Source organism: Flagellimonas amphidinii, from assembly GCF_013090115.1.
Classification (GTDB): domain Bacteria; phylum Bacteroidota; class Bacteroidia; order Flavobacteriales; family Flavobacteriaceae; genus Flagellimonas; species Flagellimonas amphidinii.
Window position 1 is genome coordinate 90,198 of sequence record NZ_JABFNN010000017.1, and the last position, 19,120, is coordinate 109,317.

The window sequence follows — 19,120 nt, forward strand, 5'->3', positions numbered from 1 at the left end:
TTATGAATCAACAATTTGAGGAAAAGCCATATGTTCTTGCCATTGATGATGAGCTATTGAACATTGAACTCATGAAGTATTTTTTAGAGCGTCAGGGTTTAGCCTATAAGGGGGTCAATACCATATCCGATTTTTTAGAAGCTTTGGAATCCCTTGCACCTGACATCATCCTAATGGATGTTGTTATGCCTAAAAAAAATGGATTCGATTTATGTAGAGAACTCAAAGAGTTTCCCCAATATCAAGATATTCCGGTCATTTTTATTACTGGAAAAACAAACATTGATGACAAGGTAAAAGGATTTGAAGCCGGTGGTGTGGATTACATTACCAAACCTTTTAATGAACATGAATTGATTGCAAGGGTTAAAACACACTGTAACCTTAAAATGGCAAAAGCCAAAATTGAGACTCAGGCAAAAAAACTCCAGCAGTCCAATGCTCTTAAAAACCGTATTTTCTCCATAATAGGACACGACCTGCGTTCGCCATTAAGCGCAGCAAAACTTAAAATGGATTTTATACGAAGAGGGATTATAGACCCTGCGGCGGATAATTTCAAAGATGAAACGGTTCTTGAATTGCTTACAACGATGGACGAATCCTTGAACCTACTTCAAAACTTAATGGCTTGGGGAAAATCTGGAAGCAATCAGGTGGAAGTAATACCAGAAATACTTGAATTGAACCAAATTGTGGAGCAAGTTTTTAGACTTTTGAGTATCGCCAGTGAAAGAAAAGGCATTACACTCATTAATAACGTTCCCGCTGACGCATTCGCCCATGCCGATCTAAATACTACCATGACAGTATTTAGAAATTTAATTTCGAACGCTATAAAATTTACGCCATCAGATGGTCAAATAGTGGTCAATGCCGTAATTAAAGACGATAGACATTTCGTTGAAGTTCAAGATAATGGTCAAGGTATTCCAAAAGAAGACATTCCAAAAATCCTAAATCCCGACTTGCATTTCAGCAAATTAGGTACTGAAAATGAACCAGGTACTGGCCTTGGATTGATTCTTTGTCAAGACTTTGTTCGTAAAAATGGTGGTGAACTTAAAGTTGACAGTACCGTTGGTAAAGGCACAACTTTTTATTTTGATTTGGCCATTGCTCAAAAAGAACCTGCCTAAACAAAAGCTTCTTTTGTTTCACCTCCCCTTTTGGCACGTTCCCAATTTACGCTTTGGTTTCCTTTTAAATATCTAGCAAAGCCAAGATAAACAGATAGGTTCATGATAAAGAAATAGTAGGGAATGAAAAGTAATTTGAGTCTAATCTGCCTATTTTCAAGAAACCAACCTAAAAGCGCTGCTAAATAGAACATAATCTGTCCCCACAACAATAGATTGTAAATTCCAAAACTCCAAAGTCCTTCGTTAAGCGCCAAACCAAAATTCATCGGAATGATCAATAACAACAATAAAGGGGTCAACGTCCAACGAAGCACACGATGCGAAATATATTGAAAAGACAACACCCCATATTTAAAAGGGTTCAATAATGGGGCCAACCGCACCACAGATTGTATACCTCCTGCGGATATTCTAATTTTTCGTTTCAACTCTTCTTTTACATTTGCCGAGGCATTTTCTATGGCATATGCTTCAGGGTTATATTGAATCGTAAAACCTTTCATGGCTGTACGCAATGAAATCATAAAATCATCCAACAACGTATCTTTTTCCACCTCTTGCCAAAGCTCGGTTCTGATGGCAAAAAGCTCACCAGCAGCTCCAACAACAGAATACAGTTCTGCATCCCATTTTTTCAATTGGGATTCATATCTCCAATACATGCCCTCACCGGCACCGGCGGCAGTATCTGCTTCTTTGGAATAAATTCTTTTTTCCCCAGAAACGCAGCCCACTTTCGGATTACTGAACAAGCGCACTATTTCCCGTATTGATTCTTTACCTAAGCTCGTATTTCCATCAGAAAAAATAACTATTGGTGTTTTAACGAACTGCATCCCCCGATTCATGGCTGCAATTTTGCCATTTCTAGCAGCTTCATGATGAACGATAACATCTTTGTGTTTTTTGAGCAATTCTGGTGTTCCGTCATCAGAACCATCAGTTACCCAAAGTTGGGTCACTTTTTCCTCCGGATAATTGAGGCTTCTGGAATTGGACACTTTTTCTTCCAGATAATCTTTTTCATTATACGCTGCTACAAAAAGAGTTACTTCGGGCTCATAGGCTTCATCTATTACAGATTTATTCCCAATACCAAAGATTCTCCTTATTTTGATAATGACAAACAATAGCATACCGTAGCCCAAATACGAATAGAAAATAATAAAAAGTGCTATCCAAAAAATAATTTCCAATGCCTTCATAATCTAGTTTTTTAGTGTGCCATTTGCGCTTTTTTGTCAACCACCCGTTCCCATTCACCTGTATTGTGGTTAAATCTTTTAATGACTTTGGCTGGATTGCCAACGGCCACCGAAAATGGGGGAATATCCTTGGTAACCACACTGCCAGCACCTATTTGACATCGTTTACCAATAGTAACACCAGCCAAAACCACCGAATTTGCACCAATATGTGCTTCTTCTTCAATAATGGTGGGTCGAATATCCAAGGCTTGTTCACTGGAATTTTTTCCTCCATCTGCATAGCCGTGGTTGAAACCAGACACGAAAACATGTTGGCCAAGTCCTGAACCATCTCCCATCTTCACCGGGCCAATAATCACACTCCCAATGCCCACACGCACCCTATCTCCCAAGATTATATCTCCAGAACCATTGTTTACAGTGCAAAAGCTTTCAATAGTGGTCAGTTCTCCTATTTCAAATCGTTTCCATGGAAAAACATCAATACGGCTATTACGTCGTATGGTAGATCCTTTTCCCCTTTTGTGTTTCAAGGGATTCAAAAACCACCGCACCCAAAGTCTTGGTCTTGGATTTCTTTGAGGTGCAATCAATCTAATTGCCAGTTGTTTTAGCTTCGGATTTGACTTTATTTTTGATACGATTCCCATAAAAAACCATTTAAGCCGAAGCCTTTTTTACTTTTAAAATGCAGTTATAGATTTCATTCACATTGTTTTCCCAACTGTGTGACAGTCCAAAAAAGCGACGCTTTTCTTCTAGTTCTTTTGAATTTTCCTCGAGTGCTTTTTCAATCAATGCCACATAATCCTCTGCGGTTTCACCCAAATACGTATAGTCCTTAAAATATTCCATTGCCTTGGTGGCCGAAGCTACCGTTGGTTTCCCCATAGCCAGGTATTCATCAATTTTTCTGGGGTAGTTGCCCATGGTGGCATCATTGATCAGTTGTGGATTAATGGCTACATCAAATCCCTTGATATAATTGGGCAATTCTGATGCATCACGGCTTCCCAAAAAATGCACATTGGACATATTATGAAGCTCGGATTCCTTGAAATTGTCATCTTCTGGCCCCACCAAAACAATACTCCACTTTGGGCGGGCTTTTGCTACCTTGACCAAAATATCAATGCTTAATCTGCGACTCGTCAAAAATCCCACATACCCAATTATGGGACCTGGTATATTTTCTAAATCTTTTGGCACCTTTATGGCTCTTAGACTGTCATTAAAAAGAGTGGTATCGCATCCTTGCCCCACCATATAGGAATGCTCAGTGTACTGGCGGCCATACTCAGTATACAATGTTGAATTGTTCACGACGCAATCTGCAGTTTCAATGAGTTTTGGCTCCAGTCGCACTCCATTTTTTCTCCAATAGGGATTCTTGGTGAGATAATCCCGCATGTAATACACATAGAATGACGGTTGTAACAATTGCTTGATATGCTGTCCCAAAAACATTGAACTATCATTGAAAATGATATAGTCTTTAAATTCCAGACGTTCAATGGCAGATTGTATATCGTTTGTAAATCGCTTGGCATTGATTTTATTGAAAAAATCAAAGAGGGATTTGTTCTTCAAAAAGTTGATTGATTCGGTAATTGTTTTTGGATAAAGATTCCACAACGAATCCTCTAACTGAACCAAATCGGCATCCAACCCTTTTTTTACTCGAAGTCGTTTTTTGATTTTTTCCGAATTCTTCTCCCGATAACGGCTGATTCTATCCATGGGTGGGTTCACATAGAGAACCCTGTTGTTTTTGGCCATTTCAACGGCAATGTTCTTACAATTGCTCCCAATCTCAATATCCCAAGCCTGAATGCCCATTACAATTATATCCCTATCCTTGATCATGATGAAGCATTGTTTAATTCCGTATAAACATTTTCATAAAGTTCAAGTACGTTATGCGCCATGGCTTTCCATGAGAAATTTTTTGCGCGTTCTATCCCTTTCTCGGCAAGCACCTTGGCCAGCATCTTGTCCTCAACAAGGGTCTGCATGGCATTTGAGATTTCGGTAGGGTTGAATGGGTCAACAATCATTGCGGCCTCATCCCCTGCCACTTCGGGCATCGATGAAGTATTTGAGGTGATCACCGGTACCCCACAGGCCATTCCCTCCAAAATTGGAATGCCAAAACTTTCACGTAATGATGGATACAGAAAGATCTCGCACAAGTTGATGATGGCCGGTAGTTTTTGGTTGGGCACATAACCTGTTAGATGTATCAACTTTCGAAGTTCAACGTCTTCTATTTCTTGTAATAATCTTTTCAGTTCGGCTTCAGCATAGTCCAACATCACCAAACTGTATTTGTTGGGATACACTTTATTGAAATTGGAGAAGGCTTTTAAAACACCTATTGTATTTTTTTTTGGGTCTGTGTTCCCCAGAAAGAAGAAGTACTTATCAGGTAAATTAAATTCTTGTTTGATGTTTTGGAGTTCATCTCCGTCGACCAACTTTTTAAAGTGCTCTCCAACTCCATTATAGATTGCCGTTAAGCGGTTATCCTTAAATCCGAAGAATTTTGCTATTCTGGCCTTTTCATAGTTGGAAACAGTGATGACCTTTTTACTTTTTTTAATGACCGGTGGCACAAAGTACCTTCGGTACATATTGCCCAATTTTTGATACCAAGTTCCCGCCTTGTTCAAAATACTAATGCTTTCCAGATAAATAATATCATGCAAGGTGGTAATCAAAGGAACTTTACAGAATAAGGGGCCGGTGTTACTGGTACAGTGCAATACATCACAACCTTCTGCCAAAGCTGCTTTGGGCAATGCTATCTGCTCCCAACCTGGATAACCCAATTTAGAACGCAACTCTACTACTTTGAAGTTGGGTGCCTTGGGCAAACATGTACTGTCAACATCTGGTTTGACAAAAATGACATATTCGTTTTTGGCATCAATTTTTTGAAGGTTTTTGATGAGTTCCAAAACCACCATGTCCATCCCGTGCTTCTTTTTTCTAAAAAGTCGTTGTGCTTCAATTCCGATTCTCATCTGTAAGCTTTAACTGTTGACCGTACCGTGTTGGGTATGGATAAATTTTTTGTTGGCCCCCTTAAGTTTAAATAGGGACAAGAACATTATGGCAAATGCTTTTGGAAGGGTAAGAAATGCCTTGATCGTTTGAATGTTGTAGAATTTTCTGGGAACTGCCATTGCAAAGGACACCAGAGTCAATGTGGCGGTTACATACCATGCCCAAGGCTGGACCAGTAACCAATTCTCCATAAAAAAATCAGCAAGGAAATAGCCTAGTGAAAACAATACGACCAAACCCAATAACAATACCCGCGGCGGAGCAATCATTTGATAGACCTTATCGGCAAAATCCACATTACCGTTAAGAAACAATTGTCGCAGACCAGAAACCACAAAACGTCTGAAATACACGAATTGTGCAGATAGCCATCGTTTTCGTTGATTGGCGAAGACTTCAGTGTTTTGAACTTTTTCATCCAAAACCAATGCATTGTGCAAGTACTCAATGGTATTTTTATCCCGAAGTAATTTCAACTCCAATTCTTTGTCAAAACCCCCAACAGCATTGACTTCCACCATTGTTGATTTGAAAAAGTGGTAATCAAAAGCCATCCCTGAACCAATGAGTGCAGAGGAAAGTCCTAAAACACGATGTCCTTTTCTAAAAATGTGATTGTTGACTTCTTCACTTATGGCATCTAAAATGGCCATAGGGGTATTGGTATTTTTAGCAATGCGATGCCCTTGAACCACTTTGTATCCCTTATTGAAAGCTTCATTGAGCTTTTCAACAAAGTTAAATGCCATGATGTTATCTGCGTCCAAAACCAAAGCAACATCATAATCATCCCCAATTACCGCCATGGCTCTGTTCAAGGCTTTTGACTTCGTACTTTTCTCAAAAGAAACCTCAACCAGTTTTATGGGAAGCTTGTTTAATTTATCAAGTGTTGTTTCTTGAAATGAATCCGCAATAACAACTACATCAAATAAATCTTTGGGATAGCTCTGCTCCAATGCTTTTTGGGCAACATGTACTATAACATTGTCTTCTTTATAGCCCGGAATCAAAACTGCAAACTTTCGCTTTTCAGTTTGAATGGAACTCTTTTGTTTAGCCTTGAACAATCCTGCCAAAGAAAAAATGAAAACATAAAAAGCGGCAAATCCGAAGTAAGCTACCAATACAGCTTCTAGAACATTTACCAAAATTTGCAATGTTTCCATCATAACCAGATTTTTAAGAATTGATCAATTCTTTTATTGACTTATCTTTAAGAAGTCCATCAAAATATTCAATGGTTTTTTGCAGTCCTTCACGCAGCTCAACAGTAGGTTCCCAACCATGTAATTTTTCCTTGGCCAGTGAAATATCCGGCTGTCTTTGCAAAGGGTCGTCAGACGGCAATGGCATATGTATGATTTTTGAACTTGTCCCGGTTAAATCGATAATATTTTCAGCAAGCTCCAACATGGTAAACTCGTTAGGGTTTCCAATATTGATAGGGCCAATGAATTCATCTTCTGTATCCATCATCCGAATCATTCCCTCCACCAAATCGCTTACATATTGAAAACTTCTGGTCTGCGTACCATCTCCATAAACCGTGATATCCTTACCCTGCAATGCCTGCATAATGAAGTTTGACACCACCCTGCCATCATCTGGCTCCATTTTAGGACCGTAGGTGTTGAAAATTCGGATAATTTTTACCAAAACATCATTTGAATTATGATAGTTGACAAACAAAGTTTCAGCACATCGTTTTCCTTCATCATAACAAGAACGAATACCAATGGGGTTTACATGGCCCCAGTAATCTTCGCGTTGCGGGTGAACCTCAGGATCTCCATACACCTCACTTGTTGATGCTTGAAGGATTTTTGCCTTCACTCTTTTTGCCAAACCCAACATATTTATGGCTCCCATTACAGAGGTTTTTACTGTTTTTATGGGATTATATTGGTAATGAATAGGGGAAGCAGGACATGCCAAGTTGTATATTTCATCCACCTCTATAAAAAAAGGATGGGTTACATCATGACGGATAAGTTCAAAATAAGGATTATCCAAAAGGTCGATAATCTTACTTTTTCTTCCAGTAAAGTAATTGTCCAGACAAATGACTTCATTGCCTTCATTCAATAATCGTTCGCATAAATGTGAGCCAACAAAGCCAGCACCACCAGTAACTAAGATTCGTTTCATTGTTATTGATTTAAGATTAGGCCATCGCCACCTTTTCAGTATTTTTAATCACTTTTCGCCCAATACTGTAATAATTGAATCCTTCATCTTCCATCTCTTCTGGATCATAAATATTTCTTCCATCAAAAATGGTTTTCTCATTCATCAGTTTCTCAAGGATTCTATAGTTTGGCATTCTAAATTCTGGCCATTCGGTAACCACGACAAGGGCATCTGCATCAATACAAGCATCATACTCATCTTGTGCATATTCAATTTTGTCTCCCAAAATGCGCTTGGCCTCATGCATGGCCACAGGATCATATGCTCTAACTTTTGCTCCCAAAGCAGTCAATTGTTCTATTATCACCAACGATGGTGCTTCTCGCATATCATCGGTCTTAGGCTTAAAAGCCAAGCCCCACATTCCAAATTGTTTTCCTTTTAGGTCTTCGCCAAAATGACCTTTAATTTTCTCAACCAATGTTGTTTTTTGGCGGTAATTCACTGCTTCAACAGCTTTTAGCACTTCCAAAGAGTGTCCATACTCATCAGCAGTACGCACCAAAGCCTGTACATCTTTTGGAAAACAACTACCTCCATAGCCGGTACCCGGATAAATGAATTTATTACCGATTCGGGTATCGGAGCCAATTCCTTTTCTTACTAAATCAACATTGGCTCCAACCAATTCGCACAGGTTGGCAATGTCATTCATAAAACTGATTTTGGTAGCCAGCATTGAATTCGCTGCGTACTTGGTCATTTCTGAAGAGAATATGTCCATAAACAACAATGGGTGGCCATTCATTAGAAATGGTTTGTATAGACGGCGCATCACTTTCTCGGCACGTTTACTTTCAATACCTACAACTATACGGTCTGGCTTCAGGAAATCATCAACAGCACTACCTTCCTTTAAAAATTCAGGGTTTGACGCCACATCAAAGTCAATGTTTTGCCCTCTCTTATCCAGCTCTTCCTGTACAGCGGATTTAACCTTGTAAGAAGTCCCTACCGGAACAGTACTTTTAGTAATGATTACTTTGTAATTTTCCATGTGCTGACCTATTTCCTTGGCAACACCCAAAACATATTTAAGATCTGCACTACCATCTTCGTCTGGCGGGGTGCCCACTGCTATAAATACGGCATCTGCATCTGTAATTCCCTTTTGGAGGCTGGTAGTGAAGGAAATCCTCCCCTTTTCAATATTGCGCTCCAGAAGTGTATCCAAACCAGGTTCATAAATTGGAACTTCACCATTGCGAAGCATTTCCACTTTTCTTTTATCAATGTCCACGCAGACAACGTTAACTCCAGTTTCTGCAAAACAAGTTCCGGTTACTAGTCCCACGTAACCCGTTCCAATGACGGCTATTTTCATTTTGTAGGTTTTTACTTAATATATTTGTAAATATTAACTCTATTAATGTGAAATAGAAAATTATGTTGTAAAAAAGGACATTTACGTTGTAAGAGCCCTTTTTTACTAGATGCAAGAGCTTATCTTACATACCAATCCCGGTCTTGAGTTCCCCCAGAATTTGCCCAGTTTACAAATCGTGGATATTGCAGTGAAATAGGCACACTTTCCGGCGGAGCTACAAAATCCCCATAGATGTTCAGTGCCCATGGTAAATTTTCGCTTGATTTGTAATACCTGCCCATATTCCCATCGCTGTAATCATCTGATGTTCCCAGATAACTTGCTTTACTTGTTGGTGCAAAATCTGGAAGATGCACCTCTCTTTGTCTATCTGCATTGGCAATCAAAAAAGCATTAAAAGGTACTGCTCCCAACGTTTCTGCTACTATTGCCGTATTAAATTCTATGGAAATCGATACAGTTTCCCCGGTCATCCCAAAAGTATCCCCAGCAACGATAATAACGGATTCATCAGACAGGGTTCCATTCTCAACACCGTTGGAAGCCACATCTTCATAATCACCATTCAACAGCTGCCCTTCAATACTTTCAACCAAACTTGGGTCAATGGGCAAAACAAAAGCAAATCCATTATGAAAAGATGCTCCAATATGCTCTACAGTAAACTCTCCGTCGATGGCAGTTATTAAATTGTCTGAATTGGCAATTAGGTTGAACGAGTAATCGATTACCAAATCATTGAAATCATAATCTCCCTGGCTTGGCCATAAATCTTCATACACCAGTTTTCCAGAAGAATTTGCTGAAGATCCAAAATTGTTGAATGCTTTATTCACATCAAATGGAAAATCATCCAATTCATCATTAATTCCATCTCCATCTGAATCGTTGGAGGCTGTAATTTTGGCCAAATTGCCAACTTGAATTGCTTCTGGCGGATTAGCCTTGGCATAGAAGACAGCATCATTAAAATCATCATCAGAACCTCCATCACGGAAAAGATCTTCAAAACCTAAAATATTAAGTTCTCTAGCTTCATCATTTAGCAACACCATATGTCTTCGGTTCGCCTCAGTAGATTCTGGATTAAAATCTGAATTTGAATAATACAAGCCTTTACCATCACTTACGCTTGAACCATTCCATCCGTTCGAGGCCAAAAACCACGAGATTACCGTGTTGGCAGGAAACCTTCCCAAATAAACACGGTCTCCAGGTATTAAACCACCACCTGAACCAGACATTGAAACATTGGGAAAGACCACTTTATGTTCCACAATATCGTCTACACTTTCAGGTTCTTCGCCAATGGGATACGAATAATACCCCAATACATTTCTATACCCAGCTCCTTCAGACACAAAAGTGACCCAAACGTCTGCTTCTTGTGTAAGGATAATATTTGTTTCGGTATCTGCGAGATATTCAGGATGTGTAACTGGTATACCTCCATTATAACCTTCTGGTAAAGATGCATTCACATCATCCAGTAGGTTTTGTTGAATGACATCTGGAAAAGCAAGGTTTTCAGGAACCCCATTGGAATCATAGGTATCAATATAGGTATAATCAGCTTTTGCAGTCATTGAAAAACCTTTTCTTTCGGGTTTCTTCTTATAGCCCTTTCCGCTTCCACCATCTCTTTCATATAATGGTCGATAGTCAAAATTTATGGCATTGTTTTCCACAGGTAGCCTGATGTTATCTGTTAAACCAATATAATCCGTGAAAATCAACACACTATCTACCAATGAAGATGCCGTGAATTCACGCTCAAATAGCCCGTTATCATCAAAAGTACCTCTCCCGATGGCTACACTATCTTCATCGGCCACTTTCGCGTATAAGTCAAACACAGCATTTTTCAGAAAATCAGGTGCTCTCAAGGAGATGTTAAGGTTTTTGGAGGTGTTATAGCTGAAATCATCAGGAACATCAAAGCTCGCCAAAACTGAATTATCATCGTTATCAGTATCGTCATCTGTAGCATCAGAGACATCTTCTATATTAGGAGCATCTAAATCACTCTCACTAACGCATCCCATTAGGAGCATTAGAAACACGAGAATTATCGGCAGGTTAATGGTTTTCATAATACCTAGATTTAATTAAACAAGTTTGTAATGTGTCACATTCCATAATAGTGCCTGCCAAAGTGCTTTTAAGTGTTTGTACTGTTTCTTGAACAAGTATTTTAAACTGTTTTTGGGGATGGAAACAAAAACTTGGAAGAGCAGACTAACAAAAAGTTGTTCAGGCTTAAAGTTTCGTCTTGCAAAAACAATTCTGTTCCGAGATATATAATACGTCTTCAACGGACTTACTTTTCCGGTTGAAAGGGATTCTTTGTGCAAAATGTATGATTTTGGCTGATAGTAAATCTTGTAACCCGCCCTTTTGATCATTTCTGCCCAATCGTGCTCCTCGTAATACAAAAAATAAACTTCCGTCATCATGCCAACCTCATCTACTACTCTTCTGGGCACCATCATTGCTGCTCCATGGATGGATTCAGTTTCACCTTCTTTGTCAAATCGTCCATCATCCTTTTGATGGTATCCAATACTGTTGTTTCGGATGGTCCAATGATTCATGGGCGTATATCCCGCATATTGAATCAAAGAGGAGTCCCAATGAAATTTGATTTTAGGACTCACCATTCCGATGGTTTCATCTTTCTGCAAGGTTCCCACAAGAGGTTCAATAAAATTGGGCGGAAGCTCCGTATCGTTATTCACAAACAATAGAAATTCTCCCTTGGCCTCTTTTGTCCCGAGATTATTACCCCCTGCAAAGCCTAAATTTTCATTGCTTTTAATAAGTATAACTTCTGGAAAATTCTCTTTTATGACATCTGGATTATCATCTGGAGATGCATTGTCCACAACAATCACTTCGTAATTGCCATACGTTAAATGTCGAAGTGAAGCCAGCATATCCAATGTGACTTTACTTTCGTTATAGTTTATCGTAATTATTGAAACGAGAGGCTGACCCATGTTTTGTTTTTTTTAGGATTTTAAGTTCTTCCCCACCTTTCTCCTTCAAATCTCTTTAATTAGATTTCATGGATGAGATGGTTATCGATGAATGGTTGGTTACCATTTATCAGTGGACTTTTTCTTTCGTTTAAAATTTCATTGCATTTTCATTAGTTTCCCGTAGTTCATCAGGATGAAGACGTCCTTCTCTTCTTCTGAGTTCCCTATCCATTCTGGGTGCGATGAACATAAAAACCATACCGGTGTACATCAATATGCAAGTCGGAAATTGTCCAAAAACGCCATTCCCGTAGGAAGCCCCCATAATACCGAACATGCCGCAAACCAATGCGGCCATCTGTCCCCGAAGCCAACCATCCCTTATTTTGAACATGACATTGTATGCTCCTGTGACCAAAACAAAAAAGAGAATAAACAGGTGCAGATAAAGACCAACAATACCTGTATCTGCCCATATAGCAACAAACCAACTATCAGTGGCCGTATTTGCCAAAAAAGTATGGGGGGAAAATCGTTGTCCCCAATTCCCTGTAGCACCTATTCCACCCCCAAAAGGCCTAGACGCCAGATAAGTTTTTAGTTTTCTTTGATTTGCCAATCGCACCTGTAATGAAGCATCGTTTGGATCAAAAGCAGTACGCATGCGTCTTATTTGCGCATTGTTGTTCATTAGGGTAGTATGCTTGAAAAACACGAAGACCCCTATACCCAGGATAGCCCCAGCAACCAGAATTGGGATGTTCTTGCGAAGTATCAAAAACATAATTCCTCCTGCTGCCGGCACCGCAATAGCACCCCGCGTTCCAGAAATCAACATCCCATAAAGACCAGCCAATGCAACTACGACACAAAAGATTCTAAATTTTTTGCTTTTGGCAAACAAGGCCAATACTCCAAAAACAACTCCTGCATGTCCTTGGGAGGCCCCAAACTGACCAGCATCTGAATAGAAAGAGAAAATTCTAAGCTTTCCAAAGAGCACATGGGTGAGCGAACCTCCATTGTCCAACCATCTTTGCTCAAACGGATCTGGCCCTAAAAACAATTGTTGGCATCCCTTTAGAGTACCCAAAAAAGACATGATTCCCCAAATGATAAAAAACAGTTTTAAATCTTTTGGTTTATCATACAGTATAAAAAGCAAAGGAATTATCATCCATTGGTACAATGCCAGTCCACGCATGGCATAAAACCAAGCAGCGAAGCTAACAGCCTCTGGATTTACTGCCTGAAACAATGCATAACCCATCCATACCGTAACCAAAATTGTTAATTGGGAACTTGCTTTGTTCCACGGAATTTTAATTCTAAAAGCTTTAAAGAACAATGCCAAATACATCAAGAACAGTAGCCCATCAATAAGCAAACCCCAAGTCATAGGCACATATCTACCTAATCCCAGAATTAAAAAATTCAACACAAAAATGGTCCACAAACCTAATTTTGGTTTTAGAAAAAGTACTCCAAGATAAATGACCGCAATAGGTAGAATAATAAATGCCATACCTGCCAATAGTCCTTTTGTAGCCGTTAAATGTGCACTCAAAATAGCAACGGACAGGAGTGTCGCAATTGGTATTGGTTTATGCAACAAATCAGGGCCATATGTCCTTTCAAAAGGGTTCATCAGCTGATATATGTTTTAATGTTTTTGAAAAAGAAAATGCCTTCGGGCAAGATTTTTCTGGATTGTAGGTCGATTTCTTTTCGGAGAAAGTAAAATCCAAGGATAATTCCCAAAAAAGTAAAAAAGACGGTTCCAATGGCAACTGCAACCAGGCTTTCGAATACAAATACCGCAACCAAATCAATCAAAATATTGGCAACAGTCATGGCAATGACCTTATATAGGTTTAGCTTAGGCCTATTGATGCTGTCAAGTAACACCCCTGTAAATCTATCCACAGGCAAAAAGAGCATGTAAATTGAAAACACTCTAAAAACTGTGACCAAAAGGGGTAAGGAATCTTTGTATTCGGCACCGCCCAAAAACAGAATCAAATACTCAGCAAAAACGAAACAGCCTAAGGCAATGGGAACAAAAAGCAATGTGATTGCTCCGGTATATCCATAAAATGTCTTGCGAACACCTTCTCTATCTCCTTCAATACTTTTTTTGGACATTCTGGGATAAGCGGTCATGGTGAAGCTTCTCAAAGGAATCCCAATCAAATCTGTCAATTTTAATGGAATTGCATACATGGCAATGCCTGCCGACCCAAGTACTGGACTTAATCCAATAATTAGGGTATCTGCACTTTTTAATAGGCTAGAACCGATTAAAGTTCCCATGGAGTATTTGCCAAAGTTGATGAGCTCTTTCTCTGTAGCACTATCAGCATGTTTTACAAAAAGTAAACCGTCCCATTTCTTAATGGAACACCATAAACTTGAAATAAGATTGACCCCAAGATTGACCCAAACTATTTCCAATAACCCTAAGTTGAGATACAACCCGTTACAAATCAAGAACAGCACAAAAACACCAATGTTGGAAAACCTCACATACATCATTCTATTAAAGTTTTGTTCTGCTTGAAAAAGTGCTGATGCGTTGTTCCAACCTAAATTGAAAAGGGCTAAAACTGGGTAATAGGAAAAGAAAAGCAAGTAGCCATAATTCATTTCAATTTCCAATCCAGAAGTGATGGTAAAAACAGACCAGCACACTAACCCAATCAAAGTCAGTAAAATCAGGTTAATCTTATAACTAGACCCCAACAATCTCTTATATCCTTCTTTATCGGCCCCTGCCAATAATCGCACAACTGAAGTGCGGGTAAGGCCAAACCGAAGCAAATCAACAAAAGTGCTCAATGTGATGAACAGGACCCAGTTACCAAAATCTTCCTTTGACAATTGCCGGGTCAACAACATAAAGCTGATCAAACCCAAAGCGGCAATGCCCATATTGGAAATCAAGGACGAAATGTTCTTTTCTTTGGTTATATTTTTGAACGTTTTTATCACTAGGCAACCGATTTTTTGGTGAAGAATCTGAACTGAACTATTCTTTTGATCCAACCTCTGATGAAAGAGCGTTCCTTTGGCAAATCGCCCACTACGGTTTCCATCTCCAATATTTTTACCCCGTTCAGGATTATGGTTGGCTCAGGGCCGGTTGTTGCTTCATTAAATAAAGTCAATGCGTTTTTATCTGCATCTGACCAAGCTCTATTGGCCCTCGTAACCAGAAATGCATAATCTACCACTGAGGCCAATTTTACAGGGAATGGGTTTTTGATAATCCCTGGTATTTCCAACAGCACAAAATCATAAATGGAATAGTCAACAATCTCATTGTTGACATCAAATTCGCTCAATTCAGAAATCCTGAACAATTGATCATCAATGGCATATTCAATTTTTTTATAACATGTTCCATCTTGAGAGAAGTCTTCCGTATCGTAAGTAATATGAAGCGTTTTGTATCCAAGCTCGCAAAACTTTTCAGTCAAATGTCTGCAGATATAGGTTTTACCCTCATTCTCTTGCGTAGAGAAAATCAAATTCACCTGAGGCATACCATCTTCCTCTTTTTTGAATTGGTTAAGTATGATATTTCGAGAAATGGCATTCACTGCCTTATTCTTCAAATAGGCATAATCAATTTTTTTGTTTTTAGTACTTATTACCGGGAAAATTGAAGATACTTTGAGACCAATTTTGTCCTCCGCCCGCGGTGCTGTATTGATGTTCCCATCAAGAAATTCTAAAATTAGAATCGTGAAAGCTACCATGATAAAACCTGCCAACCCAGCTACCAAAACCAGTATCATTCGTTTACTTGGTTTGGGGCTGATAGGGAAAAATGGGACTTCAATAAGTTTTAGATTGGATTTTAACTCAACATTTTGTTGTTTTAATTTGGCCAACCCAAGACTATGCAAAAGGCTTAGATATTCCCGTTCCGCAATGTCAATCTTCCTTTCCAAGCGTTTCATGGTAGCACCTAGTGGAGAAAATACTTGGTAGAGTTTTTTAAACTCCAGACGTTTTTGATCCATTACCCTTAATTGGGCTTTAGTACTTTCAAATTCGATGGTATTTGCCAACCAATCTTCTAATATTTTGGTCGCGGCCAAACTATTTTCGGAGTAATCAATGGAGTATATTCTTCCTATTTCTTTAGTGAGTTCATTTTCAAGTTCTCTTGCTCTTTTGGATAATTGCACCATCTCATCAGCATTCTCCTCAACTCCATCTTGATCTGGAGCACTCATGGATTTCATGGATATATCATAGTTGACCTCTGCCAGTTCATCCCTCAATTTTACCACTTGTTCACTGGATAATCTTTTTGATTCATGTGTGCTTAGTTTAGATTCCAAAGTCTCCAAAACCGCTTTGGAACCAAAATGCGCCACATATACTTTCTGATACTCCAACTCAAAATGTTCCTTTTCTGAAGCTATATGTTTTGTTTGTTCGTAATAGTTGATAATGTTATGAGTTTGGTTGAATGCCAATAAATCATCTTCCGCATCCCGAAGGTCTTTGGTGGATTCATTCAATTGCCCCTCAAAGTATTTTACCACGGCATCTGATTGGTTGACCTTTATATCCGCATTCAGTTTTACGAATACTTCGGAAAGTATCAAAAGTGTATTTTGACAAATTCCTGGATCATCAGCTTCAAATTCAATATCCACGAAATCACTACTCAAAACCCGCTTTACTTTAATCCTCCCAACAATTTTTTCAATACTGTAATCTGGATGGTCCAAATTGATCAATTGATATATGTAATTGGTGTGATTGGATTCCTTGAGTTCTTTGAATTTCTGATAGGTTTTTTCAACATCTCCCTTAACCACCAATGCTTTTACCTCGGCTGGCACCTCTTGCATCAACAATTGAAACTTATCCCGTGAAATTATTCTCGTATTTGCAGAATCCAAGGACATGTGCTGGGAAAACAATTTAAGGGCAACCGTCTCAATAGTGGTTCTTGCCCGAATAAGGTTCAGCAAATTATCATAGGCCGTATTGGTAGCTCGAAAATCTAATTTAGTGTTGTCCAGTTCAATGGTAGAACCAGATGCTATACCTGTGTAGACCCTAGCTTTGGAATTGAAAATTTTCGGTTCATTCTTTGTCGCCTGAAATACCAAAAACGCCAATATTATGGGCACAATGATCAACAAAGTGACATGCCTTAATAAAAGCCGTATAAAAAAAAGTAGGTTGAACTTTTTCATTCTAAATTGGTATTTCGATGCCCACAGTACCCTCCAAAGACTTGAGCGCTATCAAAAATTCTGCCCGTTGTGATTCGTATGAACTTATTGCTTGGTTCAACATTTGTTGCAGACGCGTATATTCGGCCACATTAATTATCCCATTGGTAAAATCTTTTTCTGCCCGGAGGGATTGAACCTTATAGGTTTCAACAATGGTATTGGAAATGAAAAACAGGCGGTGCGCTTTGAGCAAATCGTTATACTGCCTTACAATGAGCTGTTCCAACTCCCACATGGCATATTCTTTATTGTATTTTGATTTATCAGCCTCTGCCTTGGCATTTTTAATGTTTCTATTTCTATTGAAAATGCTGGCCAACGGCATTTTTAAAGACACTCCGACCGTGTACCTACTTTGCTCCGTGGAAAACAGAGTTTGGCTGCCAGGGTCACCGGCAATTTGCTGATTGCTTAAATTATCAAAGATCCCATATCCGTAACCGGCCTCTAAATTGATGTTGCGCAACCAATCCCTCTTAGCCAATGTTATGTTTCCTGACCAATACTCATGGTCCGCATCAAAAAACTTGAGACGAGGGGAATTATCCTTGGCAATTTCAATAAGACTATCTAGTGGTGGTAGACTCTTGGAAATATCATTTTTTTCGAGCCCTTTCTTTATAAAATCATCAATAGACTGTGCGTGTGAAAGGTTCGCAATTACTATAATTGCTAATATGAGTCCAAATCTTTTTACCATTACTTCTACACATTCTCTTTTTGGAATACAGCCCTGAACGTTCTCAGAATTATCCACATATCAATTAAAAAAGCATACCTGCTGTTGGCATATTCCACATATTTCACATCAAGTTGTTTTCTTTCCTCCGGGGACATTTTTGATGTCCTTCCGCGGGCTTCAACTTGCCAGAGACCTGTAATCCCAGCCGGACCATTGAATCTTTCGGTCCATTCATCGGTGGTCAATAATTCTGCTTCATAGAGCGGAAGTGGTCTATTGCCCACTATTGACATATCTCCTTTTAATACGTTTATCAACTGAGGTAATTCATCAATACTTAATTTTCTAATGATTTTACCTACTTTGGTTATTCTTGGATCATTATCAAATTTGACAAATGCCCTTTCAGCCTGTTGAAGACGTTTTTGGTTATGCGTATTTTCATCCACCTCTTCTTCATCACCAAATAGTACTGCACCCTTCTTCTGAACTATATTTTCCAATGCTCCTTCTTCAATGGTATTTTCATCTTCATGGGCATACTGATTTAAGTGCTCAAATTCCTTCAACCTTTTATCCGCATCTGGATACATGGAGCGCAACTTGAGAAAATTGAAGATTTTATAACTGGTACCCACTCTTTTGGAGATGTAATACACCTTACCTTTTGATTCAAGCCTGATGGCAAGAATTACAAGCAATAAAAAAGGTGCTGCCACAAGCAAAACACTGCCTGCAAGAAGAATATCAAAACTGCGCTTAAAAAAGCCAATTTTGTATTTTTTGATATTCGCCGAATGGGAAATTATTTCCTGCTCACGCAAATTCTTTTTTAGGTCCTGCAAAAAACTGATTCTTTGCAATACATTATCGATATTCACAGGATGAACAAAAATGTCGTCATATCCTTTTTCCAAGGCTTCCAATTTGTCTGATTTGAGCTTTTTATGGGTTAAAAGCACAAACGGAATCTTTTTTCCAGGATCAAATACTTTATGAAGATATTGTCTGAATTGTTCAAGTTCTGATGGAGCAATATATTTTTCACAAAAAATTGCATCGACCAATTGGGGTGCTTTTACCCATTTTCCATCATTAAAGTCTGCGATACTATGCAGCCATTTTAGAGCTTCATCAACAGTTGAAGCAATAGTAACGCCAACCGATTGGCCTCCACTTTGGAACTCCGAAGCAAATTCTTCGCTTATACCTATATATAGTATTTCAATTTTCTTTTCAGTAGTTATCTCCATA

The 19,120-nt window shown here is 38.9% G+C and carries 15 protein-coding genes; 1 reads left to right on the top strand and 14 read right to left on the bottom strand.

The genetic code is table 11. The features are described from left to right. Positions 1-2 precede the first annotated feature (2 nt). Complete coding sequence (locus HJC33_RS00820) at positions 3-1,139, top strand: hybrid sensor histidine kinase/response regulator (RefSeq protein WP_171656889.1); 1,137 nt, start codon at positions 3-5, stop codon at positions 1,137-1,139. On the opposite strand, the gene HJC33_RS00825 is transcribed toward HJC33_RS00820, so the two are convergent. From HJC33_RS00825 to HJC33_RS00890, 14 genes are all read right to left on the bottom strand, one after another. Next, positions 1,136-2,347, bottom strand: a complete 1,212-nt coding sequence (locus HJC33_RS00825; protein WP_171656890.1) for a glycosyltransferase family 2 protein — start codon at positions 2,345-2,347, stop codon at positions 1,136-1,138. The two genes, HJC33_RS00820 and HJC33_RS00825, sit on opposite strands and share 4 nt — an antisense overlap. A gap of 11 nt (positions 2,348-2,358) precedes the next feature. Further along, positions 2,359-3,000, bottom strand: a complete 642-nt coding sequence (locus HJC33_RS00830) for an acyltransferase (protein WP_171656891.1) — start codon at positions 2,998-3,000, stop codon at positions 2,359-2,361. Between the two features lie 10 nt (positions 3,001-3,010). Then, on the bottom strand, positions 3,011-4,216 hold the full coding sequence (locus tag HJC33_RS00835) for a glycosyltransferase (RefSeq protein ID WP_171656892.1): 1,206 nt from the start codon (positions 4,214-4,216) through the stop codon (positions 3,011-3,013). Then, positions 4,213-5,376: a glycosyltransferase family 4 protein gene (locus HJC33_RS00840; RefSeq protein ID WP_216366623.1), complete on the bottom strand. Its 1,164-nt coding sequence runs from the start codon at positions 5,374-5,376 to the stop codon at positions 4,213-4,215. The genes HJC33_RS00835 and HJC33_RS00840 overlap by 4 nt, the downstream gene beginning before the upstream one ends. Positions 5,377-5,385: 9 nt before the next feature. Beyond that, entirely contained in the window at positions 5,386-6,591 is a 1,206-nt protein-coding gene (locus tag HJC33_RS00845; protein ID WP_216366624.1) for a glycosyltransferase family 2 protein, read from the bottom strand. A gap of 10 nt (positions 6,592-6,601) precedes the next feature. Beyond that, on the bottom strand, positions 6,602-7,570 hold the full coding sequence (locus HJC33_RS00850; RefSeq protein WP_171656893.1) for a UDP-glucuronic acid decarboxylase family protein: 969 nt from the start codon (positions 7,568-7,570) through the stop codon (positions 6,602-6,604). Positions 7,571-7,586: 16 nt separating this feature from the next. Next, the gene (locus HJC33_RS00855) at positions 7,587-8,936 is read right to left on the bottom strand and encodes a UDP-glucose dehydrogenase family protein (protein WP_171656894.1); all 1,350 of its coding nucleotides are present in this window, start codon (positions 8,934-8,936) and stop codon (positions 7,587-7,589) included. 119 nt (positions 8,937-9,055) lie between these two features. Next, entirely contained in the window at positions 9,056-11,032 is a 1,977-nt protein-coding gene (locus tag HJC33_RS00860) for an LruC domain-containing protein (RefSeq protein ID WP_171656895.1), read from the bottom strand. A 15-nt stretch (positions 11,033-11,047) separates the two neighbouring features. After that, positions 11,048-11,938, bottom strand: a complete 891-nt coding sequence (locus HJC33_RS00865; RefSeq protein WP_171656896.1) for a glycosyltransferase family 2 protein — start codon at positions 11,936-11,938, stop codon at positions 11,048-11,050. A 130-nt stretch (positions 11,939-12,068) separates the two neighbouring features. Further along, the gene (locus HJC33_RS00870; protein ID WP_171656897.1) at positions 12,069-13,568 is read right to left on the bottom strand and encodes an O-antigen ligase family protein; all 1,500 of its coding nucleotides are present in this window, start codon (positions 13,566-13,568) and stop codon (positions 12,069-12,071) included. Next, complete coding sequence (locus HJC33_RS00875; RefSeq protein ID WP_171656898.1) at positions 13,568-14,911, bottom strand: oligosaccharide flippase family protein; 1,344 nt, start codon at positions 14,909-14,911, stop codon at positions 13,568-13,570. The genes HJC33_RS00870 and HJC33_RS00875 overlap by 1 nt, the downstream gene beginning before the upstream one ends. Then, positions 14,911-17,142, bottom strand: coding sequence for a GumC family protein (locus HJC33_RS00880; protein WP_171656899.1), 2,232 nt, complete (start codon positions 17,140-17,142; stop codon positions 14,911-14,913). The genes HJC33_RS00875 and HJC33_RS00880 overlap by 1 nt, the downstream gene beginning before the upstream one ends. 1 nt (position 17,143) lies before the next feature. Further along, positions 17,144-17,941: a TolC family protein gene (locus HJC33_RS00885; RefSeq protein WP_171656900.1), complete on the bottom strand. Its 798-nt coding sequence runs from the start codon at positions 17,939-17,941 to the stop codon at positions 17,144-17,146. After that, on the bottom strand, positions 17,890-19,119 hold the full coding sequence (locus HJC33_RS00890; RefSeq protein WP_171656901.1) for a sugar transferase: 1,230 nt from the start codon (positions 19,117-19,119) through the stop codon (positions 17,890-17,892). The genes HJC33_RS00885 and HJC33_RS00890 overlap by 52 nt, the downstream gene beginning before the upstream one ends. Between the last annotated feature and the right edge of the window lies 1 nt (position 19,120).